The following is a 26,345-nucleotide window of genomic DNA, read 5'->3' as shown; positions in this document are numbered from 1 at the left end:
CTCTATAGAAAACCGCATGTCCGGGTATCCACTCTATGGGACAGCGGTTCCAAGAAGCGCCAGATGGGACGGTGTTTTTTCAAAGAGCCGGATGCCTTGGGGGGCTCCTTGCCGGGGAAAATTGCCCCGGCGCGCCCCTAGCCGGGCTTGAACTTCTCGTCACGGTAGGCCCTGTATTTGCCCATGGCGTCTCCCATTCGGTCGAATCCGGCGCCATAATCCCAGGCCAGGGACCACAGTCGCTGGGCCTCGGGATCCGAGTCGCGCCACGCGATCTCGAGGGCCTGGATCCTTTCCTCCTCCATGCGGCGCCGCTCTTCAGCTCTTCGCTCGGCAGCCTGCCGCTCTGCGCGCGTCCGTTGCCTGCGGCGGTTTTCGAGCGCCGTATCGAGGCTGAGTCCGGTGATGGGCCTGTTGGGCTTCAGCCAGGTCGACAGCGTCGCGATGAACCGGGCCTCCGTGCCGGCCTGCTCCTGCTGGATGACGTAGCGCCTGTAGCTGCCTGCGAGGAAGTCCTCGTCTACATCGTCGCCCAGAAGCGATTCCTGCCAGACCCTCCAGGCCTTCTCCTTCGCGCATTGGGATGCTTTGGAGCTGGGGACCTTCTCCCAGGCCCTCTCGAAGCTCTCGCTCGTCTCCGCCAACCCTCCATCCCCCTTGTCGCAAGAGAGGTTTTCTGGCTGGTTGGTTGGATGGTCAGAAGATGATCTCCTAGTAGTCTCTGAGTAGTCTTTGTATATGTCTGTCGGAATTTCGCCACACCTATGACGAAATTCCGACATAGGGGTACCGGGTTCGACGTCGCTTCCGTCATACCTATGGCGTTTTTCCGCCATAGGGTCCAAGCCGTCTGATTGCTCGGGATAGGTGAGCTCGAAGATGCGCGCAGGCTCGATGGCGATGAACATGACATTGCCCATGGTGCCGGCGCCATAGTCGACGTTGCGGAACACGCGCCTGATGGCGCCCAGCTCCTCAAGGCGTACCACTGCGTCCTTCGCCTGCCGCTTGCTGAGACCGAAATGCTCTGCGATCTGGTCGTAGCTTCGCTGCAGCAGGTCTGCCGAGAACCTCTTCCTGTAGGCGATGACGTCGCCCGTGGATTCGTCGCGGATCTCGCTCGGGCGGTACCAGTAGAGGACGTCCGAGAGGATGTTGATGGCTGCCAGGTCGGCCTTGCCAGAGGCGGTAGTAATTGTCTTGTACCAGGTCGCGGGGATGACGTTGCCGCTTATGGCCATCGTGGCGATGGCGTCCACGGATGCGTTTCCCGTGAGCTTTCGAGGAATCATCTCTTGTCCTTTTTGAACATTCCCTTCGTACTTCTCCTGCGTCTTTCGGGTTTTCTCTTCTCTGCGTCGGCGACGGGCTCCACTTTCTCGGGCGTCAGAGGAATCTGCCTCATATCAGGCGTCATGGTCCTGCGCAGATCCGATAGCTCCATATCCTCAATGGTCAGCCCGTCGGCAAGGGTATCGATGGCCATGCCCTGGTCGTTCATTTGCCTGAGGACGTCGAGGATGGCACCTGAGACGTCCATGAGCCTTGCGTTGACCGGGGAGCCCGCAGCGACCCTTGCAAGCTCGTCAGCGATCCTCTTGGCCTGGAACGCTAGGGCCTTCTGCACCCTGGTCGTGGCAAGCACGGTTATCTCGTTTCCCTCGAGCCGGTCGATGATGAAGGCCTGCTTCGTCATGCCGCTAAGGGCTGCGAGCTGGTTGATTCTTTCGTTCTCCTCTTCCGAGACCCTGAAGCCGATGGTGATGTCCCTCCATCGCCCCTCTCTGTCCAGACTCTTAACGCTCATGGTTCTCACTCCTCGCATTCATGAGCGCGTCAAGCACGTCTGCCATGTTCCTCTGCTGGTTCGGGAAAAGGTGGGCGTAGCGATAGGTGATGTGCACGCTCTCGTGGCCCATCCTGTCGGCGATCGCGACCGCGGTGAAGCCCAGGTTGATCAGAAGCGAGACATGGCTGTGCCTCAGGTCATGGACCCTTATCTCTTTCACACCGGCAAGCTTCGCAGCGGTTTTCAGCGTGTTGCTGAGCGCGTACTTCGTGAAGGGGAAGAGGCGGTCGTCTTCCTTGATGTCGCATTCCATCTCCATGTACTCCTGGAGTTCCTGCGCGAGGAAGCGGGGCAGGGCGATCACTCGCTCGGACTTCTTGGTCTTCGGAGGGCCGATGATGTCCCTTCCGTCAAGGCGGGAGTAGGACTTCGTCACGCTGATGGTCCTGTTCTCAATGTCGATGTCCTTGGCGGTCAGGGCCAGCAGCTCGCCCTCCCTCAGGCCACACCAGTAGAGGATCTCGTAGGCATAGAACATCTCGGGCCGGTCGATGACCTTCTCGGAGAACCTCAGGTACTCGTCCGTCGTCCAGAACCTCATCTCCTTTCCCTGCTTCTCACCGACCCTTCCGGCTTTCTGAAGGGGGTTTGCGGGAAGTCCGTAATGCCGTACGGCGTGGTTGAGGATTGCGGAGAGCTGGTTCTCCACCGTTCTGATGTAGGTCTCCGAGAGCTTCTTCCCGTTCTCGTCCTTTGCCTTCAGCAGGCTGTTCTGCCAGTCCATGATCTCTTTCGATGTGATGTCGACGACCCTCATCTCGCCGAAGAACGGGATGAGCTTCTCATTGATCATGTACTCCTTGCTGCGCCATGTGGTCTCCCTCAGCCTCGGACGAACGTCTTCCGCGTAGACCCCGACGAACTGCTCGAAGGTCATGCTCGTGGACCGCGCTTCATTGGCCAGAAAGTCCCTCTCCCATGCCAGGGCCTCGCCCTTGGTCTTGAAGCCTCGCTTCGTCGAGTCGACGGTCTCTCCGTCATGGTTCGTGTAGTGGAGCTTGACGAGCCAGGTGCCCCTCTTCTCGTCCTTCCTAACGCTCATCGCCGGCCCTTGTCTCGAGCTCGCTCAGGTCGATTTCGTCGATTCTCCCGAAGAGCCTTTCCTCGTAGTAGCTGCGGTTCGTCTTTCCCCGCATCGTGAAGCAGCCCATTTCGGTGAGCTCAGCATTGAGCTGCCTTACGATCTTGTAGGCGTGCTGCATGCTGCATTCCAAGTCTTCGGCCACTTCCTTGGCCGTGATAAGTCTTCCATCCATCGTTGTGTCCTTTCTATTGATACAAAAACGTATCAGTACTACAGACACAATAACTGATACAATTATGTATCAATAAACTATTTCGTCGAGATTCGCCGAAAAACACATTTGGTATTACAGGTCAGGAGGCCCGATGAAGATCGGAGAGAAGATCCATCGCATCAGGAAAGAACGCGGTTACACCGCCGAGCAGTTCGCCGAGATGCTTGGCATCTCCGCTGTCTCACTGCGCAAGTACGAATACGGGGAACGCATGCCGAAGGATCCCATGATTGCCGAGATCGCACGCTGCCTTGAGGTGAACCCCTCGTCCCTGAAATCCGATTGGGGAAGCGATGCGAATGATGCGATACACATATTGTTCGAATTGGAGGAGGCGTTCTGCCTCGAGCCTATCAAGGTAGGCGGGACGGTGGTTCTCGCTTTGCCGGAGAGCTTTGAGAACGAGGACCAGGAGGCTTTGGCGAGGGCGCTTCACCACTGGTACAGGAGCAACAGGGACCTGAAGGATGACGAGCTGACACGCGATGAATACATCGCCTGGAAGGATTCATTCCGAGCCTAACGGCTGCAACATATGCTCAAATGGCCTCGTCAGGGGCCATTTTTATGCCGTGACCCGTTCGTGACCCAAACCGAAAAAAATTGGGCAATAAAGAATGATACGGATTCGTATCAATTATGTAGTTGCAGGTGGCTAACGGGTTGTAAGGAATTCTGCATCACGGTTTTTGCAGGTAATGATACGTATTCGTATCAATCGATATTCTGCATTAGCTATGCCACTTTTGGAAATAATTGCAGGTGAGAACAGGCATTCCAACTTGTTAGCCACTTGTAAAACGACTTCATATCGACTTCATTCTTGTGGGTCACGTTACTACTAATTTGTATTCGATGGCTAATTAATAGATATGAAAACACCCCTTGAGCTGGTGTTTCTCAAGGGGTGCGTTAGGTCACGAATTGATACGGAAATGTATCAACAACTATTCCCACTCAATCGTCGCGGGCGGCTTGCTCGTGATGTCGTAGCACACGCGGTTGGCGCCGGGAACTTCGGCCACGATGCGGCCGCTCACACGCGCCAGCACGTCGTAGGGCAGCTTCGCCCAGTCGGCGGTCATGGCATCGCTGCTTTCCACCGCGCGCAGAATCACGGGGCGCGCGTAGGTGCGCTCGTCGCCCATCACGCCCACGCTCTTGATGTCGGGCAGCACGGCGAAGTACTGCCAGCACGCATGCTCGCTGTTGCGCTCGCCGGTCTCTTCGAACAGCTTCTGGTTGTATGCGTCAAGCTCTTCGCGCACGATCGCGTCGGCGTTCTTCAGAATCTCGAGCTTCTCGGCATCCACCGCGCCGATGATGCGGATGGCAAGGCCAGGGCCGGGGAAGGGCTGACGGTGCACGATGTGGTCGGGCAGGCCCAGCGCCGTGCCCAGCGCGCGCACCTCGTCCTTGAAGAAGTGGTCAAGCGGCTCGATCAGGTCGAAATGCACGCCTTCGGGGAACGGGATCAGGTTGTGGTGGCTCTTGATGGTGGAAGCCTTGCCGCCCGTCTTGCGCGCGCCGCTTTCGATGATGTCGGGATAGATCGTGCCCTGCGCCAGGAATTTCACCGGACGGCCGTCCTGCTCGAGCTCCTTCGCCACTTCGAAGAACTCGTTCCAGAACTGCGTGCCGATGATCTTGCGCTTGGCCTCGGGGTCGCACACGCCCTCGAGCAGCTTCAGGTAGCGCTCTTCGGCGTGCACGTGCACGAAGTCCACGTCGAACTGCTTGGTGAACACCTCTTCAACTTCTTCGGGCTCGTTCTTGCGCAGCAGGCCGTGGTTCACGAACACGCAGGTCAGCTGCTTGCCGATGGCCTTGGCGCACAGCGCTGCCACAACGGACGAATCCACGCCGCCGGAAAGGCCCAAGATCACGCGGTCGTCGCCGACCTGCTCGCGAATCGCGGCCACGGAATCCTCGATGATCGTGTCCATGGTCCAGTCGGCCTTAAGGCCGCACACCTCGAATAGGAAGTTCTTCAACATCTGGTTGCCGTATTCGGTGTGGCGCACCTCGGGGTGGAACTGCGTGGCGAAGAGCTTGCGCTCGGCGCATTCCATGGAGGCCACGGGGCACACGTCGGTGGCGGCGGTCACGGTGAAGCCTTCGGGCACGCGGCTCACGGCGTCGCGATGGCTCATCCACACGGTCTGCTGCGCGGGGGTGTCGCCGTACACGGCGCTTTCGCCCTGGCGCACGATCACGGCCGGGCCGTACTCGCCCTTCTCGGTGTGGCCCACGGCGCCGCCCAGGGTGACGGCCATAATCTGTTGGCCGTAGCAGAAGCCCAGCACGGGCACGCCCAGCTCCAGCACGCCGGGGTCGATTTTCGGGGCGTCTTCGGCGTACACGGACGCCGGGCCGCCGGAAAGGATGATCGCAGAAGGCTTCATGGCAGAAAGCTCCTCGGCGGTCACGTCGCAGGGGACGATGGCCGAGAAAACGCCCAGGTCACGCACGCGGCGTGCGATCAGCTGGCCGTACTGGGCGCCGAAGTCGAGCACGACGACTTTCTGCTCGGGCAAGGTGGATTCTTTCATGCATCTGTTCCTTTTGTCGGGTGGTTGAAACGTGCGGGCAAGCATAGCGCATATGCTAGAATAGCGCACATGGAAAAGCCCGAAAACACAGTCCAGTCACCTGATGCTAACACTTCGGACGAAGGTGCTGAATTCGGCCTGCGTTTCAACGGGCGCATTTCCTATATATGCAGGCTCGTCGCCCTGGTGATCGGCATCGTCGTGGTGGCCACCGCCGTTCTCGGCCAGCTCGACTACACCTTCGCCTTCATCGGCTTGGCGACCGCCGTGGCGCTTCTGGCGCTTGCGGGCCTGCAGGAACATCATGACGAACAGCAGCGGCGATAGGCCGCTGTTTCGCGTCCGGCCCGCTTCGCTTCGCGGGCATCGGGTTTCTCGCGCCCGCAGGGTCGACGCGCGGGGAGGGGCGTCGCGCCCGTTCACTGAAAGCCGCAACAGATAAGGAAGACAACGCATGGTTTTGTTCGAAGCGCTGAAAGCGTTCTTGTTCGGTGTCGTCGAGGGCATCACCGAATGGCTGCCCATCTCGTCCACCGGCCACATGATGCTTCTGGACGAGTTCGTGAAGCTGGACGTGTCCGAGGCGTTCTACAGCACGTTTCTCGTCGTGATCCAGCTCGGCGCCATCCTGGCCGTCATCCTGCTGTTCTTCCACAAGCTCAACCCGTTCTCGCCGCGCAAGAACGAGGCGCAGAAGCGCACCACGTGGAACATCTGGGCGAAGGTGGTCGTGGGCTCCATCCCCGCGGCGATCGTGGGCCTGCTGCTCGACGACTGGATCGAAGAGCACATCATGACCAACGAAGACATCGCGGCCATCGTGGTGGCGTCGGCCTTGATCGTCTACGGCGTGATCTTCATCGTGATCGAGCTGCGCAACCGCCGCCTGATCGCCGAGGCCGCCGAAGCCCCGCGCGGCAAGCATGCCCGCCAGAGCCGGCAGGCTTCCGCGGCCCGCATGGTGTCGGTCGACCCCGATGCCGAGGCCGAATACGACGCCTCCAGCGCGATCGCCAAGGTGAACACCTTCGACGAGCTTTCCTACGGCAAGGCCTTCGTCATCGGCATCTTCCAGAGCCTGGCGATCATCCCCGGCACGTCGCGTTCGGGTTCGATCATCATCGGCTCCATGCTGATGGGCACCTCGCGCACCATCGCCACCGAGTTCGCGTTCTTCCTGGCCATTCCCATCATGCTGGGCTGGAGCGTTCTGAAGTTCATCAAGCACGGCTTCGCCTACACCGGCCTGGAGTGGATGATCTTCGGCGTCGGGCTGGTCACGGCGTTCGTGGTGTCGGTCATCGCGATCAAGTTCCTGGTGGGCTATGTGAAAAAGCACGACTTCACGGTGTTCGGCGTCTACCGCATCGTGTTGGGCCTGGTGGTGCTCGGCTACTTCCTGCTGATCGCCGCGTAAGGCCGCAAGCGCCGGACGGCTTCGCGAATGCCGTTCGGCGCGTTTCTGTTCGCACGTCGGGGCGCGCTTGCAAGGCGCGCCCTTTTTGCCGCGGGGCGGGCCGACGGGCCGAGCCGAGCGGGATGCGCCGCTCCTTGCTTGCGGCGGCTGAAACCGAAGGAAACGGAGAATGCTCATGGGCATGGTGGATATCGATTCGTTGAACGAGCCTCAGCGCGAGGCGGTCCTGTGCGCCGAAGGGCCGCTGCTGGTTCTGGCGGGCGCGGGGTCGGGCAAGACGCGCGTGCTGACGTATCGCATCGCGCATATGCTGGGCGATTTGGGCGTGCAGCCGTGGCAGATCCTGGCCATCACGTTCACCAACAAGGCCGCGGCCGAGATGCGCGAGCGCCTGGGCCGCCTGGTGGGGCCCGCCGCCCGCGGCATGTGGGTGTCCACCTTCCACAGCATGTGCGTGCGCATGCTGCGCACCGATTGCGAGAAGCTGGGCTTTGACAAGGGCTTCACCATCTACGACGATGACGACAGCAAGCGCCTGGTGAAAGACATCATGGCCGAGTTCGACATCGATCCGAAGCGCTGGCCGATCAACGCGATCCGCAATCGCATTTCCACGGCGAAAAACGAGCTGATGGTGCCGGGCGAATTCGAACAGCAGGCCCACGACCCCGCGGCCAAGGTGGCTGCGCGCGTGTACCGCCGCCTGCAGGAGCGTCTGAAGGCATCCAACGCGTTCGATTTCGACGACCTGCTGCTGTACACGTATCTGCTGCTGAAGAACCACCCAGACGTGCTCGAGGCCTACCAGGACCGCTTCCGCTATCTCATGGTGGACGAGTATCAGGACACCAACCACGCGCAGTACGAAATCACCAAGCTTTTGGCTTCCAAGCATAAGAACATCATGGTGGTCGGCGACGACGACCAGTCCATTTACTCGTGGCGCGGCGCCGACATCCGCAACATTCTGGAGTTCGAGTCCGATTATCCCAACGCGCACACGGTGAAGCTCGAGCAGAACTACCGCAGCACGGGCAACATTCTGGCCGCGGCCAACGCGGTGGTGTCCAACAACATGCACCGCAAGAAGAAGCGCCTTTACACCGCGTCGGGCGAGGGCGACAAGATCAAGGTGTACATGGCCTCCGACGAGCGCGACGAGGGTCGTTGGATCGCGGCGGAAATCGACCACCTGCACGCCGAGGGCCACTCCTACGACGAAATCGCCGTGTTCTACCGCACCAACGCGCAGAGCCGCTCGCTCGAAGACATGCTGCTGCGCGCGGGCGTGCCGTATCGCATCGTCGGCGGCACCCGATTCTTCGACCGTGCCGAGATCCGCGACGTCATGGCGTATCTGACGCTTCTGGTGAACCCGTCCGACGACATCGCCGCCAAGCGCGTGATCAACGTGCCGCGCCGCGGCATCGGACGCACCACGGTGGAATACATCGATTCCGCCGCGCGCATGACCAACATGCCGTTCATGCTGGCGGCCGAGCTGTGCTTGGCCGACGAGCATCTGCAGATGCGCGCGCGCAACGCCGTGGGCGGCTTCTTGTCGCTGATCGAGGAGGCGCGCAGCTACGGCGGCGACCTGCGCAAGGTGATCGAGGCCGTGATCGACAAGAGCGGCATGGTGGCGGCTCTCGAGGCCGAAGGCACCGACGAAGCGCGCGGCCGCGTCGAAAACATCAAAGAGTTCCTCTCCGTCGTCGACGAATACGTGCAGACGCACCAGGTCGACGAGGAAGGTCCCGAAATCGCGCGCGACGACGCGATCGCCGCGGTGCGCCAGCTTTCGCCCGATTCGCTGGCCGACTTCATCGAGTGGGTGCGCTTGCGTACCGATCTCGATGCGGCCGCGTCCGAAGACGACCAGGCGGTCACGCTGATGACCGTGCATTCGTCGAAGGGCCTCGAGTTCGACTGCGTGTTCGTGGCGGGCATGGAGGAGACGCTGTTTCCTCATTCCAATTCATCGCATGACGAATCGGGCCTGGAAGAGGAGCGCCGCCTGGCTTACGTCGCCATCACGCGTGCGCGCAAAAAGCTGTATTTGACCTGCGCGTATGCGCGCCAGATCTTCGGCGATACGGTGGCCAACCCCATGTCGCGCTTCGTGGGCGAGATTCCGGGCGAGCTGCGCGAGACGATCGGCCTGGGCAGCTCGGGTTTTTCGGGCACGGGTTGGGAGAAGCGCGGCAGCCGTCGCGGCATTTCCGGCAGCGGCACCGAGGCGGGCGGCGGCCGCGTGTTCGGCCAGTCGAGCGCGGGTGGCAGCAGGCCGCGCAGCGCAGGCCGCGCCTCTTCGGGCGGCGGATCGTCGTTTTCCGACTTCATGGGCGGGGCTTCGTCCCGAAGCGCCGCATCTTCGACGGGCTCGGGCGTGCGCACCAGCCCTGCTGCCCGCAAGAAGGCGGCCGCCAACGCCACGTTTTCGGTGGGCGACACGGTCGACCACAAGACGTTCGGCCGCGGCAAGGTGGTGAAGGTCGACGGCGACCTGCTGCACGTCAAGTTTGCTAAGAACGGCGTGACGAAGAAGCTGCTCAAAGACTACGCGCCGATCGTGCGTATCGACCTGTAAACGAAACGGGAGTCCGCGTCGACGCGGACTCCCGTTTCGTATTGCTTGAAAGCATATATTCGTTTTCGTCGCGATGGACGATTGGGTGCGCTGCTGTCGTTTTCGGCTCCGTATTTCAGGGAAATGCGTCTGTCGGTTGCTTTAGGCTTCGGCGAGTTCTTTGCCAGCCATGCGGCCGAACGTCGCACAGCGTCCGGCATTGAGCCCCGCCGCCTGATTGGGGTATGTGCCTGCATAGAAGCATCCCTGGTCATTTCCCACGACGCGTACGCCTTCGATAACGGCCCCATCGGCACCGTAAGGCTGGCACTTTTCATTGACGACGATGCCGTCGAGGGTACACAGGGTGAGTGCGCATGATTTCACGGTTGCATAAAACGGCGCGGTGCGCAACTCGGAAAGACGGAATGCCTCTTTGCCGAAGTCGGGATCGACCTGCGCGTCGAAGTTCTCGTTCTGTCGTTCGCACGTCGCAAGGAAGGCTTCTTTCTTTTCATCTGCGAATCCCAGCTTTTCTGCAAGCTCTTCAAGTGTATCGGCTTTGACGATGTATCCGGCTTCAACGAAGCTTTCCATTTCGGGTCCGATCCAGTCGTCCATCATGGTCGGGAAAGCATCGTGGTCGGCGCCTTCGCGATAGCAGATGGTGGAGCAGCCCACCGTATGGAAACGCTGTACGTTTTCCTGCCAGTTCGCGTCCCATACCTGATGCCAGGTCCGCTGGCCTTCGGGGTATTTCGTCATGGCGTTCATCACGAAGTCGTAAGGAGCGCTTTCATTGTGGAATCGCTCGCCGTTCGCATCGACACGAAGGAAGGGCTGCGAGCTGAAGAAGTAATAGCCGTAATCCGATCCGACGGAGTAGGGGTCGCCGGATTCTTGCTCTGCGGTTAGTAGGCATCGATTGAACGTGAGGGAGGTGTGAACGGGGTCGAGTTTCGCTCCTTCCCACATAAGGGCCTTGATGCCGTCTCCGACGCAATTGGGAAACGCGTCGAACGTTCCCAGGCACGAGAGGCGTTCGGGCTGAAGGGTCGAATACATGTCTTGGTTGTAGGCGTATCCGCCCGTCGCGACGATCACGCCTTTCGAGGCGTTGATGCGAATGGGGTCGCCGTCGCTGTTTTCCGCATAGAGTCCGACGACGCGGCCGTTTTCGACGATGAGGCGAATCATGGGCGTATTGAAGCGCTCTTCGCATCCTTCGAAGGACGTGATGTAGGCGTCGATGATTTTGGCAACGTCGCCTTCGCGGGACGGGTATTCGCCGTTGGTTCCGTGGCCAGTGGGCCATTCTTTGTAACGGGTTCCTTCGGGCATGTTCCACTCAAGCTGGACTTCCATGCCGTTTTTATTCATTAGGTCGGTATACCAGTCGATGGCTTCGCCCGATTTCTCGGCCCAGAGCCTGACGAGTCGCGAGTTGATTTGGCCGAGTGCGTAGTGGTCCATGTCGGTGACGATATCCATGACATCGATGTCGACGCCCTGTTCCTGCTGTAGCTTTGAGCCGACTGCGCCGAGCGCCGACGACCTGACGCTGCTTCCTTGTCCCGATTTTTCGATGAGGAGCGTTTTGGCGCCGCTTTCGGCCGCGCTTGCTGCCGCGAAATAGCCGGAAGTTCCCGCGCCGACAACGACCACCTCGAAATCAAGCGTTTCGACGCAGTCGACATCGGCAATTTCGGGTGCGGCGCCGAGCCACGATGGTGTTTCAGCGCCCGTTTCCGAACCGGTTTCGCCGGCGCTTTTCGTTTCAGGCTTTGCCTTCGAAGGGGCGCAACCTGCCAGCCCTGCGATGGTTGCGATGCCGACGGTGGCTGCCGTTCCCGTCAAAAAAGAACGACGATCGATTTGTGGTTGATGAATGTTCATAACCGATCCCTTTCCCTGTGTCTTTGAGGGTTACATGCTGGCGGCCTTGTTGATGGGAGGAGGGGAGACAAGACCGCCGCCATGCGTTTTCTCAAGGGGAACTCTATCCGCCTCTTGCTTTATCCTGGTGCGGATGGATTGCGAAAGCATCGCCGAAAAGTGGGGTCTTTGGCTTTTAACCTGAAATAGGTGAGCGAAACACCTGGGGAAATGCGGCATTATTGCAATTGTCGCAAAGGAGGGTGAATGACGAGTCTTTCTGACATCGTGCTGAAAATCGGGGATTCGATTAAGTTTCGTCATTTGGGCATTGGGTTTGTCTGGGCGTGGATCTACTGTTCGTTCGAAACGTCGGCTCTTTACCCCGATCGCTCCGGGGTCGGCATCAACGCCGATATATCGTGGCTGGCGTCTGCGGCGTCGGTGGCGCTTTGCCTTTTTGCCTTCGGGTTCTTTTTTCGTTTTCGCGACCTGTCGAATCGCAAAAACCTCCCTTTTATCGCTGCGGCGCTTATGGCGTGCGGCACGTTCGCTTCGGCAATGGCGGGCGACTCGGCGGCCGTTGGAGTTTTGTCGGGCATAGCCACCGGCGTGGGAAGTGCTTTGCTAATCGTCTTATGGGGAGATGCCCTTTTTCGCATCGATGCCGAACGGGCCGAAGTGGCCATTCCCGCCGCGTCGGGCGTCATGCTGGCTTGCTCGTTCGTGTTTCCTTATATTGAGGGAATCGTTGCTGTTGTCGGGGTTTCGGCCTTGCCGGTCTTTTCTGCGGTGTGCCTGGTTTTGACGTATGGTGATGCGTCGGACGGTTCGGGGGAGGGCGGTCGAAGCGAGAAGCAGGCGGAAGCATGCGGCGTTCGCTTGCTTTCGTACGGATCGACCGCTGCGCATGCGGGTCGGTCGAAAGCCGTCGGAGGGAAAAAGACGACAGGGGCGCTGCTTCGTTTCTGCCTTCTTGTATGCGTCGCGTATTTCGTAATCGGATTTTTCTCTGCGCTCGGCTCGCCCGAAAGCGCCTTTCAAGAAGCGTACGGCTTCGATGTATCGACGCTTGTCGGGTCCGTATCTGGCCTCTGTCTGGCTGTCTGGTTCATCTTTTTCTCTTCGCGTATCGATATGACGGCGCTGTTTCGATGGCTGTCGCCTCTTATGATGATCGGCATCGCCGCTGCTTCGTTCGACGGAGTGCTGCCCGAAACCGTGCTTTCCGTTGTGATTTCCATCGCTGATGCAGTTTTGCAGGTGGTTGTGATGCTGCATTTTCTCGGGATGGCGCGACGTGGGCCTTTCGCGGCGGCTTTCGTTGTCGGAGTGAGTCAAGGGTTCATTCAGGCGGGCATTTTGCTGGGCAATCTCACGGGTGCGAAAACGGGAGATTTGATCGCGTCGGGGGCTTGCGAGATGTGGGCCTTGTCGCTGGCTCTTGTGTGTCTGCTTTCGCTGGCCATGGCTCTGGCGCCTACGGGGTACGTTGCCTCGATGCGTATTGCGCCGCATGGGGAAAGCGACATGCTGGATGGTGAGAATTCGAGTATGCCGCTAACGGAGGAAAAGGCGCGGGAGAAGCGTGTTGCCGAGCTTTCTGCCGAAAAGGGTCTTTCCGCAAGAGAGTCGGAAGTTCTGGGGTATCTTGCAAAAGGCCGTTCACAACCTTATATCCGTGAAGAATTGGTTTTGTCGAAGAATACCGTTGCAACCCATGTGAAGCATATCTACCAGAAGCTAGGAGTTCACTCCAAGCAGGAGCTTCTCGATTTATTCGAGGGATGATGCATGGTCGCATTAAAGTAATCGTACGCCGCGCTGCCTGGCTTGAGATTCGATGCGTTGTCGCATGGTGCGTTTTGAAAATGCTACAGAAAAACGGGATGCCGTCGAGGGCGAAAGCGGTCAGCGGCATCCCGTTTCGCGTTAGTGCGCGCAGCCCTGGCAGAAGGAGCAGGCGGCAGGCGTGGCTGCAAGGCCGCCGAGCGCGCTTTCGCGCAGCTCGAAGGGAAGCGAGCGTCCCACATGGTGCATGGCCTCGACCGTCTGGTCGAAATCGACCAGGTTGCCGATGCCCGCCAGCGCGATCTGCGCGGAAACGAGCGCGTTGGCCATACCTGTGGCGTTGCGCTTCTGGCACGGCGCTTCGACCAAGCCCGCGATCGGGTCGCACACCAGGCCCAAAAGCCCCGCGATCGCGTTCGATGCGGCGGCGAAGCACTGGCGCGGCGTGCCGCCGAACAGCTGGCACGCGGCCGACGCGGCCATGGCGCTCGCGGCGCCCACCTCGGCCTGGCAGCCGCCCTCGGCGCCCGACACGGTGGCGTTGCGCGTGATCAGGTATCCGATCGCGGCGGCGTTGGCCAGCGCGTCGATGATTTCATCGTCGGAAAAGCCGTGCACGTCCTGGCACGCCAGAAGCATGGCGGGAACGACGCCCGACGACCCTGCGGTGGGGGCGGCCACGATGCGACCCATCGACGCGTTGGTTTCCAGCACGGCCATCGAATAGGTGGTCGCGCGCGACAGAAGCTCGCCGCACGGGCCCGCGGCCTCCTTTTCGGAAAGCTTCGCCGCCTCGCCGCCGATCAGCCCGCCCATCGAGCGGACGGGGTCGGTCAGCGGCAGCGTGGCCGATTCGCGCATCACATCGAGCGCCTCGGCCAGGTAGCGGCGCGTGTCGTCGACGGCGATGCGGTCGGCCGCCAGCATGCAGCGCTCGCGGCGGCAGATGGCCTCGTTGATCGACAGATCGTTTTCTTCGCAGTAGGCCAAAAGCTCCGCGCCGGTGGCGAAATCGAGCGATTCGAACATCTCTGCGGCTTTTTCGGGCGTCAAGTCGGCGCCGAATCCGTCGGCGCGGTGCGTTTCGTCGGCGGCCTCGGGCGGCACGGCGTCGGTCGCGCGGTCGCTTTTCACGATGCGCACGTCGTAGATGTTGGGGTTTTTCGCGATGGCGCGCGCGATCGCCTCGTCGATTTCGTCATCGGTCTGCATGATCGTGTAGGCCACGTCGCCTTTGCGCTCGCGGAACAGGCGCGTGGTGGCGATGTTGATGTCGAAGATGTTCAGGCAGGTGGCGATATGCGCGAGCACGCCTCGCACGTCGCGCTGCTTCACGACGATGCTGTGGTATTCGCCTGTCAGGCGCACGTCCACGCCGTTGATGCGGCTGATCACCGCCGCGCCGCCGCCGATGCTCTCGCCGCGCATGCTCGTGACGGCGCCCGTTTCGTCCGTCACGTCGATATCTACCGTGTTGGGGTGCTCGCACGGCGTGTCGGGGGCGGGCACGAATTCGAAGTCGAGCCCTGCCGCGCGGGCGATGTCGAACGATTCGCGGATGCGGGTGTCGTCGGTGGGCATGCCCAGCAGGCCCGCCACGAGCGCCTTGTCGGTTCCGTGGCCGCGGTAGGTGTGGGCGAAGCTGCCGTACAGGGTGAACGTGGCCTTGCGCGGCTCGCCCGCGAGCAGGCGACGGCACATCAGCGCGATGCGTAGCGCGCCCGCGGTATGGCTGCTCGAGGGGCCGATCATGATGGGTCCTATGATGTCGCGGATGCCGAGGATTTTCATCGCGCGTCCTTCCTTTCGCATTCCGGCCGCGTATCGCGTTGCCGGGGGAGTTTCGTCTCGCAGAGAATATACCCGAATGAGCCTGTGCGCACGCGCGAATCCGTGCCGCGTGCGTTTTCCTCGTCGCGCTGCCGGCGTCCTGCACGTTCCGTAGCCTTCGGAGCGTCGGTTTTGCGGGTTCCCTCTTACGGCGGCGTCGGCATCGCGTCAGCGTGCTAAACTGTTGCGAATCAACTCGCACGAAAAACAAGGAGGAATGCAATGGCAGCACCCATCCTGGTGTTCGGTCATAAGAATCCCGACAACGACGCCATCTCGGCAGCCGTCGGCTACGCGTATCTGAAGAACGAGCTCGCCCGCCGCAGCGGCGAGGACGTCGTTTACGAGGCGTGCCGTCTGGGCGGCTTCCCGCCCGAGACCAAGAAGATCCTCGGCGACCGCGGCATCGAAGAGCCCCGCTGGATCGAAGGCGTGGGCGAGGGCGACAAGGTCATCCTGGTCGATCACAACGAGGCGCTGCAGTCCGCCGACGGCATCGAGGCCGCCGAAATCGTCGAAATCGTCGACCATCATCGCCTGGGCGGCCTGGTCACCGCGCAGCCGCTCCGTTTTAACGCCATGCCCGTGGGCTCCACGTCGGCCATCGTGGTGCGCGAGTTCGGCATCTGCGATGTCGAGCTGCCGAAGGACCTGGCGGCGCTGCTGCTGGGCGCCATGCTCACCGACACCGTGATCATGAAGTCTCCCACCACCACCGATTTCGACCGCAAGGTCATCGCCGCGACCGCCGAGTACGTCGGCGTCGACCCGGTGGAGTACGGCATGGAAATCTTCAAGTGCCGCTCCAACCCGGCCGAGCTGCCCGTGGAAAAAATCGTCAACGCCGACGCGAAGGAATTCGAGCTCGCTAACGGCAACAAGGTCTACATCGGCCAGTTCGAGACCGTCGACCTGCAGGCCGTCCTGGGCCGCGAGGCCGAGATCCGCGAGGCCGTCAAGGCCCTCGTCGCCGAGAAGGGCTATCAGTTCGTGCTCTTCTTCGCCACCGACATCCTGGCCGAAGGCAGCCAGTTCATCGTCGAGGGCGACGTCGATTTCGTCAACGACACCTTCGGCATCGACGCCACCGACAAGAGCGTGTGGATGCCGGGCGTGCTTTCCCGCAAGAAGCAGGTGGCCGCTCCTATCCTGGCCCACGCCTAAAGCGAAGCGCCTTTTCGGCCGGCGAAAGCCGTCCGTCATCGGCGGGTCGCGCATCGGCTCTCGGACCGTTCGGCCCGGGTGTCGGGCGCGGCCCGTTTTTCATGCGGTTTTGTTTTTACGACGCGCTCGCGCGCCCGTGCGCGCGATCGTAGTAGTATGTCCCGAAAATCACGTCCGACGGGCACGCGGCCCTGCGCCCCGGCCTTGTCGGAACCCATCCGTTTACTCGTGCGGAATCGGAGGAACACCATGCATAAGATCGGCTTCATCGGCTGCGGCAACATGGGCCGCGCCATGGTTCAAGGCATCGTCGCCCAGGGCTTGGCGGCGCCGTCCGACATCGTCGTTTCGGCGCGCACGCAGGCAACGCTCGACGCCGTGCATGAACGTTTCGGCGTGGACACGACGCTCGACAACGCCCAGGCATGTCAGGCGTCGCTCGTGTTTCTGGCGGTGAAGCCCCAGATGTATGAGGCCGTTATCGTCGAAGTGAAGCCGCATCTGCCCGAAGACGCGGTGCTGGTCTCGATCGCGCCCGGCAAAAGCCTGGCGTGGCTCGGCGAGCAGTCGGGCGCCCGCAAGGTCGTGCGCCTGATGCCCAACACGCCCGCCGCGGTGGGAGAGGGCATGACCGCCGTCGTCGTGGGCGAGGCGTGCGAGCAGGCCGATATCGACGCGGTGCTGTCCGTCGTCAACTCCTTCGGTAAAAGCGAAATCATTCCCGAGCACCTGATCGACGCGGCAAGCGCCGCCGCAGGATGCTCGCCTGCGTTCACGTACATGTTCATCGAATCCATGGCCGACGCCGCGGTGCTCGAAGGCATGCCGCGCGCCCAGGCCTACCGTTTTGCTTCGCAGGCGGTGCTCGGCGCGGCGAAGATGGTCCTGGAAAGCGGCGCCCATCCCGGTGCTCTGAAAGACGCCGTCTGTTCGCCTGGCGGCACGACGATCGAAGGCGTGCGTGCGCTCGAGCAGCGCGGCATGCGCTCGGCCGTCATGGAGGCCTTGGCCGCCACGGTCGCCAAGGCGCAGCGACTCTAGGCCCTGATCGCAGGAGAAGACGTTCATGGCATCGCAGCGAAACGGCAGATACGACATCTACGATGATTACGAGGACGAACGCGAGGCAGCTCGCCGCCGCCTCGAGCGTCGTCGTGCGGCTTCGGGCTCCCAGCCTGCATCGTCTCGTCGCCAGGCGCCCTCTTCGTCCGAGCGTTCTCGCGCCCGCGCGCGCGACGACGAGCGGATCGACCCGTTGTCGCGCTCGCTTGTCGGCGCTCCCGCATCGGTTCTTTCCGACGGCGTGCATATTCCGCGCCCCGTGATCTTCGGTGCGGGAATCCTGCTGCTCGTGGCTATTTTCGCCGGAATCGCGGCCATCGAGCGCGCCTGCACGGTGCAAGACGAGCCTCCCGCCGCCATCCAGGTCGACACGGGCGACGGAACCGCCGCTTCCGAAGAACAGCCCGCCGCCCAGGCGGATTTCTCGCTTCTCCCCGCCGATACGCCGGCCGATATCGTTTCCGCGCTGGAGGCGAAGGCCGACGACCAGCGCGTGGTTTCGATCGTCAATAACGCGCAGGGTTACGTGGACGCCTTCGGTGCCGTGTCCGCTGCTAACATGTTCAAGCTTGCGGCCGAAGACGACGAGGCGCTCGATTTCGTGGCGGGCGTCTTGGACGAGTACCCCGAGGCTTCGGGATCTCCGATCGACGAATCGGTCACGAAGGGCGTCATTCCCATGTTCTATCAGTGGGATACGCGCTGGGGCTACGTGGATTACTGCGCGGGGCCCATCGGCACGACGGGTTGCTGCCCCACGTCGCTTTCCATGGTTTATGCGGGCCTTACGGGCAAGACCGACAAATCGCCTGCCGATTTCGCGGCCATTTCCACCGAGAACGGCTACGCCGAAGACGGGCAGGGAACCTACGCTACTTTCCTTACCGATATGTCTGCGACCTTCGGTCTGCAGTGTGAGAAATTCACGCCCACCACGCAGAACTTCCTGACGTATCTCGAAAGCGGCTACGTGGTGATTTGCAATGTCGGCCCCGGCGATTTCACCGATTCGGGCCACTTCTTCGTGGCGACGGGCCTTGCCGATGACGGCACCGTGAAGGTGAACGACCCGTATTCGAGCGTGCGTTCGGCTAAGACGTGGGATCCCGAGAGAATCGCGAACCAGTCGATCGGCATGTACGCGTTTCGCGCATAACCGGTAAGCGGCGCAGTCTTTGCGCCGCTTTTCTTTTACATATTCGGCCGTCTATGGCGTCAGCCGGGCTTTTCGCATGAGAAAGCGCTTCATCGTGGTAGAGTATGCCTCCATATTGCACGTCCCAACAGAAGGAGGACCACGTTATGAAGAAGGTGTTCACCAGCCTACCCTTCATTTTGCTGGTGTCCGTCGTCGTGGGCATTCTCGTAGGCCTGGTGGCCAACGAGACGGTCATGAACGTCGTCGTCACCGTTAAATACATCCTGGGGCAGTTGATCACGTTCTGTGTCCCGCTCATCATCATCGGCTTCATCGCTCCGTCGATCACAAAGCTTGGAAAGAACGTTTCGCGCATCCTGGGCGTGGCTGTGATCCTGGCCTACCTTTCGTCCATCGGCGCCGCGTTTTTCTCGATGGTTTCGGGCTATGCGCTTATTCCCAACCTGTCGATCGCCACATCGGTCGACGGCCTCAGGGAGCTTCCCGAAATCGTTTTCCAGCTGGACATCCCGCAGATCATGCCCGTCATGAGCGCGCTCGTTCTGGCGGTCTTGCTGGGTCTTGCCTGCGTGTGGGCGAAGGCCGACGGCATCGCGCACCTGCTCGACGAGTTCCAGCGCATCGTGTTATCCGTGGTCACGCGCGTGGTCATTCCGCTGCTGCCGTTCTTCATCGCCACCACGTTTTGCGCGCTTGCGTATGAGGGCACCATCACCAAGCAGCTGCCCGTGTTCTTGCTGGTCGTGGTAATCGTCATCGTGGGCCACTACATTTGGCTGGCGGTCATCTACGGTATCGCCGGCGCCTATGCGGGCAAAAATCCGCTCCAGGTCATCAAGCACTACGGTCCTGCGTACCTCACCGCGGTCGGCACCATGTCTTCGGCCGCCACGCTGGCTGTCGCGCTGCAGTGCGCGAACAAAGCCGTGCCGCCGCTGCGCCGCGATATGGTGAGCTTCGGCATTCCTCTGTTCGCCAACATCCACCTGTGCGGATCGGTTCTGACCGAGGTCTTCTTCGTGATGACCATCTCCCAGATGCTCTACGGCGCCACGCCCGACCTCGGCACCATGATCTTGTTCTGCCTGCTTCTGGGCGTGTTCGCCATCGGCGCGCCGGGCGTTCCCGGCGGCACGGTCATGGCTTCGCTCGGCCTGATCACGGGCGTGCTCGGCTTCGACGCCACGGGCACCGCGCTCGTCCTCACCATCTTCGCGCTGCAGGACAGCTTCGGCACCGCCTGCAATGTGACGGGCGACGGCGCGCTTTCCTTGTTCTTGAGCGGCTATGTGCGCAAGAAGGGCATCGAAGAAAGCGACCAGCACGTCGAGCTGTTCAACACCTCCGACGAGACCAAGCTGGGCATCAGCTACGACCAGCGCGAGAAGGCCGAAGAAATCGCCGCTCGCTAGTTCCTCTTGATCGCAGTTCGGGCGGCTGAGCGAATTGCTCCGAAAGAAGCCGCGGCATGGGGCCCGGCCTCTTTCACTTGTGCGGCTGCCCGTCCCTGCTGGTCACGCCTCCATGCGTCGCCCGAAGGTTCATCGGTCGGTTGTGCGGTGATACAATGGAATCGTAAAAGGCTCGTGAAAGGAGTCGCCATGAAGTACTCGAACATCCTTGTTCCTTATGACCGTTCCGAATCCGCGAAGCGTGCCCTGAGCACGGCTCTCGAGATGGCGGCAGATGCCGAGGGCGCCCACGTGACCGCATTCTTCGCTTCGCCCGTTCCCGAATTCGAGTCGTCTCAGTTCCTCGCTGCCGAGAATATGGCGGGCGTCGTACGCGTTCCCCCTGAGGAGCTTGCGGCCATGCAGAAGGAGTATCTCGATTATGAGCGCGGCCTTCTGGTCGGGGATTTGAAGGAGTACGTCGGCGAGGACGTTTTCGCGTCGGCTGACCTGTTCCAGGTGGCAGTGGGCCAGGGCAAGCCCAGCAAGGCCATTCTCGATTATGCCGCCGATCACGGCTGCGATCTGATCGTCATGGGCTGCCGCGGCCTGAATGCCGTTGCCGGCATGCTCGGTTCGGTCAGCTACGCCGTGTTGCGCAATGCCGAATGCCCGGTGTTGATCGAGAAATAACGTCGTACTGGACGCTTTCGTTTTTTCGACGGGCGTCGACGGCGGCATTTCAAGGGGTTCCGCGTATCTGCGGAGCCCCTTTTTCGCGCTTTATCCCCCTTCGTCCCGCGTTTTCTACCTGCGATATCCATAACAGCGAAGGGTTTTCAAGTTTTTTAGCAAAAATGATGAAGCGATGCATTGAATTGTTGCTCGATTAACTTATTCATCAGGTATTATGCTCAAAGTATTAAGTAGATACACCCGGGCGCGTGGCGTTTGACACCCTTGAGTGCGGGTGTTAAAGTTCCACCTTGCGTCTGCAAAGGCGTTTGTTTTCGAGTACGTATGCTGCGTGACCGAAAACAAGGAGAAGTCCCGCGAAGGGGTTCCAGGGTTGAGCAACGAACCTCGGCGCGCGACGGATCCGCCTGTAGGAAATAGGCGAAAGAAGAGGAGAACTACTTTGCCTACTATCAACCAGCTGGTCCGCAAGGGCCGCGCCAAGTCGGTCGACAAGAAGAAGACCCCGGCGCTCAAGGGTAACCCCCAGAAGCGTGGCGTGTGCACCCGCGTGTACACCACCACCCCGAAGAAGCCGAACTCCGCACTGCGTAAGGTCGCTCGTGTCCGTCTCGTCAACGGCATGGAAGTCACCGCGTACATCCCCGGTATCGGCCACAACCTCCAGGAGCACTCCATGGTGCTCATCCGCGGCGGTCGTGTTAAGGACCTCCCCGGTGTCCGCTACAAGATCATCCGTGCGGCTCTCGACTGCGCTGCGGTCAACAACCGCATGCAGGCTCGTAGCCGCTACGGCGCCAAGCGCCCCAAATAAGTAGGATTAAGCCGCGCGGGTCGATAGGGAAATCGGCCTAATGGGCACGAAGCCCCGAAGCGCGCACAGAACATGAAGGAGCATTCATATGCCGCGTCGTGCAGCAGCAGTCCGTCGTGAAGTTCAGCCGGACGCCGTGTACAACAACCGTTTGGTCACGCAGCTGATCAACAAGGTCCTCCTCGATGGCAAGAAGTCCATCGCCGAGGGCATCGTCTATGGTGCGTTCGACATCGTCGCCGCCAAGACCGAGCAGGATCCCCTGTCCGTCTTCAAGAAGGCCATGGACAACGTCCGCCCCACGCTCGAGGTCAAGCCCAAGCGTGTCGGTGGCGCTACCTACCAGGTCCCGATGGAAGTCAACCCCCGTCGTGCCACCACGCTCGCCATCCGTTGGATCGTGGACTTCTCCCGCAAGCGCAAGGAGCACACCATGGCTCAGCGTCTTGCCGCCGAAATCATGGATGCGGCCGAGAACACCGGTTCTTCGGTCAAGAAGCGTGAGGACCTCTACAAGATGGCCGAGTCCAACCGTGCGTTCTCGCACTATCGTTGGTAGGGAAGGGATTTACTACCATGGCTAAATCCAACGATCTTCAGAATACGCGTAATATCGGTATTATGGCCCACATCGACGCGGGCAAGACCACCACGACCGAGCGTATTCTTTACTACACGGGCAAGACCCACAAGATCGGCGAGGTTCACGAAGGCGCCGCTACCATGGACTGGATGGTTCAGGAGCAGGAGCGCGGCGTGACCATTACCTCCGCAGCTACCACCTGCTTCTGGAAGAAGGACGGTACCGAGTACCGCTTCCAGATCATCGACACCCCGGGCCACGTGGACTTCACGGCAGAGGTCGAGCGCTCTCTGCGCGTTCTCGACGGTGCCGTTGCCGTGTTCGACGCCGTTGCCGGCGTTCAGCCCCAGTCCGAGACCGTGTGGCGTCAGGCTAGCCGTTACGGTGTTCCCCGTATCGCCTACATCAACAAGTACGACCGCGTCGGTGCCGACTTCTTCCATGCTATCGACACCATGAAGGAGCGCCTGGGCGCCCCCGCGATCGCCGCTCAGATGCCGATGGGCGCAGAGGACAACTTCTGGGGCCTCATCGACCTGGTCGACATGACCGCTTGGGACTTCAAGGCTGACGAGAAGGGCATGACCTATCCCGAGCAGCTTCCCGAGATTCCCGCCGAGTTCGCCGAAGAGGCCGCTCTGCGTCATCAGGAACTCCTCGACGCCGCCGCCGACTGCGACGACGAACTGATGGAGAAGGTTCTGATGGACGAGGAAGTCACCGTTGACGAGCTGAAGGCCGCCCTGCGCAAGGGCACCATCGCCTGCCAGCTGCATCCCGTGTTCGTGGGTTCCTCCTACAAGAACAAGGGCGTGCAGGAACTTCTCGACGCCGTCGTCGACTACATGCCGGCTCCGACCGACGTTGCCGCCATCAAGGGCATCAACCCGGATACCGACGCCGAGGAAGAGCGTCCGAGCGACCCCAAGGCTCCCTTCGCCGCACTGGCCTTCAAGATTATGACCGACCCGTTCGTCGGTAAGTTGACCTACCTGCGTATTTACTCGGGCACCCTGGAGTCCGGCTCCTACGTGACCAACGCATGCAAGGGCAAGAAAGAGCGCATCGGCCGTCTGCTGCAGATGCACTCCAACCAGCGCGTCGACATCGACTCCTGCTCCGCAGGCGACATCGTTGCCGTCGTCGGCCTGAAGGACACCTCCACGGGCGACACCCTCTGCGACGAGAACGCTCCGGTCATCCTGGAGTCCATGGAGTTCGCCGACCCGGTTATCGACATCGCCGTCGAGCCCAAGACCAAGGCCGAGCAGGACAAGATGGGCCTCGCCCTTCAGAAGCTCGCCGAGGAGGACCCGACCTTCCGCGTGTCCACCAACCATGAGACCGGCCAGACCATCATCGCCGGCATGGGCGAGCTGCACCTCGAGATCATCGTCGACCGCCTGCTTCGCGAGTTCAAGGTCGAAGCTAACGTCGGCAAGCCGCAGGTTGCTTATCGCGAGCGTCCGGGCAAGGAAGTCATGAACGCCGAAGGCAAGTTCGTCCGCCAGTCCGGCGGTCGCGGCCAGTACGGCCATGCGGTCATCAACATGTACCCGCAGGAGGCCGGCAAGGGCTACGAGTTCGAGAACAAGATCGTTGGCGGCGTGATCCCGAAGGAGTACATCCCCTCCATCGACAAGGGTATTCAGGAAGCCTTGAACTCCGGCGTTCTGGCCGGCTACCCGGTCGAGGACGTGCGCGTCGAGCTCGTCGATGGTTCTTACCACGACGTCGACTCCTCCGAGGCGGCATTCAAGGTCGCCGGCTCCATGGCCATCAAGGAGGCTCTGCGCAAGTCCAACCCGGTCATTCTCGAGCCCGTCATGGCCGTCGAGGTCGAGACCCCCGAGGAGTACACCGGCTTCGTCATGGGCGACATTCCGTCCCGCCGCGGCCTCATCCAGGGCCAGGAGCAGCGTGGCAATGCCGTTTCCATCAGCGCGAAGGTTCCTCTGGGCAACATGTTCGGTTACGCGACCGACCTGCGTAGCGGTACGCAGGGTCGTGCGACCTACACCATGCAGTTCGACTCCTACGAGCCTGTGCCCAAGGGCGTTCAAGAGGAGATCATCAGCAAGGCCGGCGGCAACGCCTAAGCCGAGCCTTTAATTCATGGAGGAAATGAAAGTGGCTAATCAGAAGATTCGCATCCGCCTGAAGGGCTACGACCATGAGATCGTGGACCAGTCCACCAAGCTCATCGTCGACACCGCCCAGAAGACCGGTGCTAAGGTTTCCGGACCTATCCCCCTGCCCACCGAGCGCAACCTGTACTGCGTCGTGCGCGGACCCCACGTGAACAAGGATTCTCGTGAGCAGTTCGAGATGCGTACCCACAAGCGCCTGATCGACATCCTGGAGCCGACCCCGAACACGGTTGATTCGCTCATGCGTCTCGACCTCCCCGCGGGCGTCGACATCGAGATCAAGCTGTAAGGAGTGTGTAGCATGATTAACGCGATTTACGGCAAGAAAATCGGCATGACCCAGTTGTTCGACGAGAACGACCGCGTCGTCCCCGTTACTGTCATCGTTGCAGAGCCTAACAAGGTCTGCCAGGTGAAGACCGCCGCCACCGACGGCTACGAGGCTGTTCAGCTCGGCTTCGGCGCTGTCAAGCAGTACAAGAGCGGCGAGTATAAGATCAACAAGCCCATGGCGGGTCACTTCGCCAAGCAGGGCACCGAGCCGACTCGCTACCTGCGCGAGGTCCGCGTCGAGAACGCGGGCGAGTACAAGGTCGGCGACCTCCAGACCGTCGAGGCATTCGCCGACGTGAAGAAGGTCGACGTCACCGGTACCTCCAAGGGTAAGGGCTTCCAGGGCGTTATCAAGCGCTACGGCTTCGGCGGCGGCCCGGGCGGCCACGGTGCGCACTTCCATCGCGCTCCCGGCTCCATCGGCCAGTGCGCCACGCCGTCCCGCGTCTTCAAGGGCGTCCGCCTTCCGGGTCACATGGGCTGCGATACCGTGACCGTTAAGAACCTCGAGGTCGTTCGCATCGACGCCGAGCAGAACCTGATTCTTGTCAAGGGCTCCGTGCCGGGCGGCAAGAACGGCATCGTCCGCGTTCGCATGGCTTAAGACCTTACCCATAAGAGGAGATCACCATAATGGCAAAGATTGAAATCAAAGATGCCAGCGGCAAGAAGGTCAAAGAGGCCGACTTGAACGCCGCTGTGTTCGGCATCGAGCCGAACGTGCATGTGATGCACACGGTCGTCCGTGCCTATCGCGCCGCCATGCGTCAGGGCACCCACGACACCAAGACCCGCGGCGAGGTTCGCGGCGGCGGCAAGAAGCCGTGGCGCCAGAAGGGCACCGGCCGCGCCCGTCAGGGTACGATCCGTGCTCCCCAGTGGGCCGGCGGCGGTACCGTGTTCGGTCCGCATCCCCGCAGCTACGAGTTCCGCGTCAACCGCAAGGAAGTCAAGCTGGCTATGCGCTCCGCTCTGTCTGCCAAGCTCGCCGATGAGCAGCTGATCGTGGTCGACGGCTTCAACTTCGAGAAGCCCTCCACCAAGGAAGCCGCCGCTGCGCTGAAGGCTCTGGGTTGCGACCGTCGTACCACCATCGTCGTGGACGACGAGGACGTCAACACCTATCTGTCTTTCCGCAACATCGAGCGCGTCAACATCATCCCCGTGTCCGCCGCCAACACCCTTGAGCTCGTGGACAACAAGGCCCTGGTGCTGACCGCTGCCGCTCTGGAACGCCTTGAGGAGGTGCTCGCATAATGAAGGATCCCCGCGAGGTTATCATTCGCCCGGTTATCACCGAGCACAGCTATGACATGATGTCCAAGAACACCTACACTTTCGAGGTTGCCAAGGACGCTAACAAGGTCGAGATTCGCCAGGCCATCGAGGCTATCTTCGACGTGAAGGTCGTTCGCGTGAACACCATGAACGTCAAGCCCAAGCCGAAGCGCGTTCGCTACCAGCAGGGTTACACCCGCAGCTGGAAGAAGGCCATGGTCACCCTGGCCGAAGGCCAGACCATCGAGCTGTTCGGCTAAGCCGGAAACGCTTGTTTTCGAAAGGCTCCCGATTCGTCGGGGGCCTTTTTCTATGCCGCTCGAATCTCTGCAGATGCCGTTCGCCGTAAAAAGGAAACGCTCTTTTACAATTGTTTAACCGAGGCGAAACATGGACGCATTTCGGGTTATCCTTACAAAGTCTGTTGCCGTGTCCAAAACGGCTGGCATACATGCCGTTCGTCGTGAATGAGCGGCATGTATGCTAGGGACAGAGGGGCATTTCGATACAATTCCCGTCCGTAGCATGACGAGG

23 protein-coding genes and 1 pseudogene are annotated in these 26,345 nt (G+C 61.0%); 17 read left to right on the top strand and 7 right to left on the bottom strand.

Features of this window, described 5'->3' with window-relative positions; genetic code table 11:
* Positions 1-137: 137 nt before the first annotated feature.
* From Q6E04_RS02405 to Q6E04_RS02390, 4 genes are read right to left on the bottom strand one after another with little or no spacing between them, the layout of a single operon-like run.
* Positions 138-1,292 carry a hypothetical protein gene (locus Q6E04_RS02405; RefSeq protein WP_195631333.1) on the bottom strand — a complete coding sequence of 385 codons (1,155 nt, stop codon included), beginning with the start codon at positions 1,290-1,292 and terminating at the stop codon, positions 138-140.
* Entirely contained in the window at positions 1,289-1,807 is a 519-nt protein-coding gene (locus Q6E04_RS02400) for a plasmid mobilization protein (RefSeq protein WP_195631332.1), read from the bottom strand. The genes Q6E04_RS02405 and Q6E04_RS02400 overlap by 4 nt, the downstream gene beginning before the upstream one ends.
* Positions 1,797-2,891 (bottom strand): site-specific integrase, encoded by a 1,095-nt coding sequence (locus Q6E04_RS02395; protein ID WP_123219275.1) that lies wholly within the window; start codon positions 2,889-2,891, stop codon positions 1,797-1,799. Before Q6E04_RS02395 ends, Q6E04_RS02400 begins: the two co-directional genes overlap by 11 nt.
* Entirely contained in the window at positions 2,881-3,105 is a 225-nt protein-coding gene (locus Q6E04_RS02390) for a DNA-binding protein (protein WP_123219274.1), read from the bottom strand. Before Q6E04_RS02390 ends, Q6E04_RS02395 begins: the two co-directional genes overlap by 11 nt.
* 133 nt (positions 3,106-3,238) lie before the next feature.
* Here Q6E04_RS02390 and Q6E04_RS02385 point away from each other — a divergent pair, with 133 nt between their 5' ends.
* Entirely contained in the window at positions 3,239-3,670 is a 432-nt protein-coding gene (locus Q6E04_RS02385; RefSeq protein WP_303249218.1) for a helix-turn-helix domain-containing protein, read from the top strand.
* Between the two features lie 424 nt (positions 3,671-4,094).
* On the opposite strand, the gene guaA is transcribed toward Q6E04_RS02385, so the two are convergent.
* Entirely contained in the window at positions 4,095-5,699 is a 1,605-nt protein-coding gene (gene guaA, locus Q6E04_RS02380) for a glutamine-hydrolyzing GMP synthase (RefSeq protein ID WP_303249217.1), read from the bottom strand.
* A gap of 69 nt (positions 5,700-5,768) precedes the next feature.
* Between guaA and Q6E04_RS02375 the strand changes: the two genes are divergently transcribed.
* The 3 genes from Q6E04_RS02375 (at position 5,769) to Q6E04_RS02365 (ending at position 9,706) form a co-directional block, all read left to right on the top strand.
* Positions 5,769-6,026 carry a hypothetical protein gene (locus tag Q6E04_RS02375; RefSeq protein WP_303249216.1) on the top strand — a complete coding sequence of 86 codons (258 nt, stop codon included), beginning with the start codon at positions 5,769-5,771 and terminating at the stop codon, positions 6,024-6,026.
* A gap of 127 nt (positions 6,027-6,153) precedes the next feature.
* Entirely contained in the window at positions 6,154-7,116 is a 963-nt protein-coding gene (locus tag Q6E04_RS02370) for an undecaprenyl-diphosphate phosphatase (protein WP_303249215.1), read from the top strand.
* Positions 7,117-7,297: 181 nt separating this feature from the next.
* Positions 7,298-9,706 carry an ATP-dependent helicase gene (locus tag Q6E04_RS02365; protein ID WP_303249231.1) on the top strand — a complete coding sequence of 803 codons (2,409 nt, stop codon included), beginning with the start codon at positions 7,298-7,300 and terminating at the stop codon, positions 9,704-9,706.
* Between the two features lie 141 nt (positions 9,707-9,847).
* Here the strand turns inward: Q6E04_RS02365 and Q6E04_RS02360 are convergent, their stop codons facing one another.
* Positions 9,848-11,581, bottom strand: coding sequence for an FAD-dependent oxidoreductase (locus Q6E04_RS02360; RefSeq protein ID WP_303249214.1), 1,734 nt, complete (start codon positions 11,579-11,581; stop codon positions 9,848-9,850).
* A 1,149-nt stretch (positions 11,582-12,730) separates the two neighbouring features.
* Here Q6E04_RS02360 and Q6E04_RS02355 point away from each other — a divergent pair.
* Entirely contained in the window at positions 12,731-13,351 is a 621-nt protein-coding gene (locus Q6E04_RS02355) for a response regulator transcription factor (protein WP_303249213.1), read from the top strand.
* 141 nt (positions 13,352-13,492) lie between these two features.
* Here the strand turns inward: Q6E04_RS02355 and sdaAA are convergent, their stop codons facing one another.
* The gene (gene sdaAA / locus Q6E04_RS02350) at positions 13,493-15,142 is read right to left on the bottom strand and encodes an L-serine ammonia-lyase, iron-sulfur-dependent, subunit alpha (protein ID WP_303249212.1); all 1,650 of its coding nucleotides are present in this window, start codon (positions 15,140-15,142) and stop codon (positions 13,493-13,495) included.
* A gap of 261 nt (positions 15,143-15,403) precedes the next feature.
* Here sdaAA and Q6E04_RS02345 point away from each other — a divergent pair, with 261 nt between their 5' ends.
* The 12 genes and pseudogenes from Q6E04_RS02345 (at position 15,404) to rplW (ending at position 26,071) form a co-directional block, all read left to right on the top strand.
* Entirely contained in the window at positions 15,404-16,345 is a 942-nt protein-coding gene (locus Q6E04_RS02345; protein WP_303249211.1) for a manganese-dependent inorganic pyrophosphatase, read from the top strand.
* A 249-nt stretch (positions 16,346-16,594) separates the two neighbouring features.
* Complete coding sequence (gene proC / locus Q6E04_RS02340; protein ID WP_303249210.1) at positions 16,595-17,386, top strand: pyrroline-5-carboxylate reductase; 792 nt, start codon at positions 16,595-16,597, stop codon at positions 17,384-17,386.
* Between the two features lie 25 nt (positions 17,387-17,411).
* Positions 17,412-18,563, top strand: a complete 1,152-nt coding sequence (locus tag Q6E04_RS02335; RefSeq protein ID WP_303249209.1) for a C39 family peptidase — start codon at positions 17,412-17,414, stop codon at positions 18,561-18,563.
* Positions 18,564-18,709: 146 nt separating this feature from the next.
* Positions 18,710-19,876: pseudogene (locus Q6E04_RS02330) on the top strand (cation:dicarboxylase symporter family transporter); the annotation flags it as partial.
* 291 nt (positions 19,877-20,167) lie between these two features.
* On the top strand, positions 20,168-20,650 hold the full coding sequence (locus tag Q6E04_RS02325; protein ID WP_303249207.1) for a universal stress protein: 483 nt from the start codon (positions 20,168-20,170) through the stop codon (positions 20,648-20,650).
* A 445-nt stretch (positions 20,651-21,095) separates the two neighbouring features.
* Positions 21,096-21,467: a 30S ribosomal protein S12 gene (gene rpsL / locus Q6E04_RS02320; protein WP_303249206.1), complete on the top strand. Its 372-nt coding sequence runs from the start codon at positions 21,096-21,098 to the stop codon at positions 21,465-21,467.
* 88 nt (positions 21,468-21,555) lie between these two features.
* A complete protein-coding gene (gene rpsG, locus Q6E04_RS02315) occupies positions 21,556-22,026 on the top strand; it encodes a 30S ribosomal protein S7 (RefSeq protein ID WP_123197651.1) in 471 nt (156 codons plus the stop codon).
* A 17-nt stretch (positions 22,027-22,043) separates the two neighbouring features.
* Positions 22,044-24,149, top strand: coding sequence for an elongation factor G (fusA, locus tag Q6E04_RS02310; protein ID WP_303249205.1), 2,106 nt, complete (start codon positions 22,044-22,046; stop codon positions 24,147-24,149).
* Positions 24,150-24,180: 31 nt separating this feature from the next.
* On the top strand, positions 24,181-24,489 hold the full coding sequence (gene rpsJ / locus Q6E04_RS02305; protein WP_009138625.1) for a 30S ribosomal protein S10: 309 nt from the start codon (positions 24,181-24,183) through the stop codon (positions 24,487-24,489).
* A 12-nt stretch (positions 24,490-24,501) separates the two neighbouring features.
* Positions 24,502-25,137, top strand: a complete 636-nt coding sequence (gene rplC / locus Q6E04_RS02300; protein ID WP_303249204.1) for a 50S ribosomal protein L3 — start codon at positions 24,502-24,504, stop codon at positions 25,135-25,137.
* Between the two features lie 29 nt (positions 25,138-25,166).
* Positions 25,167-25,790, top strand: a complete 624-nt coding sequence (gene rplD / locus Q6E04_RS02295; protein ID WP_123197648.1) for a 50S ribosomal protein L4 — start codon at positions 25,167-25,169, stop codon at positions 25,788-25,790.
* Entirely contained in the window at positions 25,790-26,071 is a 282-nt protein-coding gene (gene rplW / locus Q6E04_RS02290; protein ID WP_123197647.1) for a 50S ribosomal protein L23, read from the top strand. Before rplD ends, rplW begins: the two co-directional genes overlap by 1 nt.
* Positions 26,072-26,345 lie beyond the last annotated feature (274 nt).

It is taken from the genome of uncultured Slackia sp., assembly GCF_959608125.1.
In the GTDB taxonomy this organism is placed as follows: domain Bacteria; phylum Actinomycetota; class Coriobacteriia; order Coriobacteriales; family Eggerthellaceae; genus Slackia.
The sequence above is the reverse complement of the archived record's forward strand: the minus strand, read 5'-3'. Positions and strand labels throughout refer to the sequence as shown.

Coding starts and splice junctions, on each gene's coding strand:
- Q6E04_RS02405 (WP_195631333.1), bottom strand. CDS start 1,292: ATGATTCCTCGAAAGCTCACGGGAAACGCATCCGTGGACGCCATCGCC.
- Q6E04_RS02400 (WP_195631332.1), bottom strand. CDS start 1,807: ATGAGCGTTAAGAGTCTGGACAGAGAGGGGCGATGGAGGGACATCACC.
- Q6E04_RS02395 (WP_123219275.1), bottom strand. CDS start 2,891: ATGAGCGTTAGGAAGGACGAGAAGAGGGGCACCTGGCTCGTCAAGCTC.
- Q6E04_RS02390 (WP_123219274.1), bottom strand. CDS start 3,105: ATGGATGGAAGACTTATCACGGCCAAGGAAGTGGCCGAAGACTTGGAA.
- Q6E04_RS02385 (WP_303249218.1), top strand. CDS start 3,239: ATGAAGATCGGAGAGAAGATCCATCGCATCAGGAAAGAACGCGGTTAC.
- guaA (WP_303249217.1), bottom strand. CDS start 5,699: ATGAAAGAATCCACCTTGCCCGAGCAGAAAGTCGTCGTGCTCGACTTC.
- Q6E04_RS02375 (WP_303249216.1), top strand. CDS start 5,769: ATGGAAAAGCCCGAAAACACAGTCCAGTCACCTGATGCTAACACTTCG.
- Q6E04_RS02370 (WP_303249215.1), top strand. CDS start 6,154: ATGGTTTTGTTCGAAGCGCTGAAAGCGTTCTTGTTCGGTGTCGTCGAG.
- Q6E04_RS02365 (WP_303249231.1), top strand. CDS start 7,298: ATGGTGGATATCGATTCGTTGAACGAGCCTCAGCGCGAGGCGGTCCTG.
- Q6E04_RS02360 (WP_303249214.1), bottom strand. CDS start 11,581: ATGAACATTCATCAACCACAAATCGATCGTCGTTCTTTTTTGACGGGA.
- Q6E04_RS02355 (WP_303249213.1), top strand. CDS start 12,731: ATGATGATCGGCATCGCCGCTGCTTCGTTCGACGGAGTGCTGCCCGAA.
- sdaAA (WP_303249212.1), bottom strand. CDS start 15,142: ATGAAAATCCTCGGCATCCGCGACATCATAGGACCCATCATGATCGGC.
- Q6E04_RS02345 (WP_303249211.1), top strand. CDS start 15,404: ATGGCAGCACCCATCCTGGTGTTCGGTCATAAGAATCCCGACAACGAC.
- proC (WP_303249210.1), top strand. CDS start 16,595: ATGCATAAGATCGGCTTCATCGGCTGCGGCAACATGGGCCGCGCCATG.
- Q6E04_RS02335 (WP_303249209.1), top strand. CDS start 17,412: ATGGCATCGCAGCGAAACGGCAGATACGACATCTACGATGATTACGAG.
- Q6E04_RS02325 (WP_303249207.1), top strand. CDS start 20,168: ATGAAGTACTCGAACATCCTTGTTCCTTATGACCGTTCCGAATCCGCG.
- rpsG (WP_123197651.1), top strand. CDS start 21,556: ATGCCGCGTCGTGCAGCAGCAGTCCGTCGTGAAGTTCAGCCGGACGCC.
- fusA (WP_303249205.1), top strand. CDS start 22,044: ATGGCTAAATCCAACGATCTTCAGAATACGCGTAATATCGGTATTATG.
- rplC (WP_303249204.1), top strand. CDS start 24,502: ATGATTAACGCGATTTACGGCAAGAAAATCGGCATGACCCAGTTGTTC.
- rplD (WP_123197648.1), top strand. CDS start 25,167: ATGGCAAAGATTGAAATCAAAGATGCCAGCGGCAAGAAGGTCAAAGAG.
- rplW (WP_123197647.1), top strand. CDS start 25,790: ATGAAGGATCCCCGCGAGGTTATCATTCGCCCGGTTATCACCGAGCAC.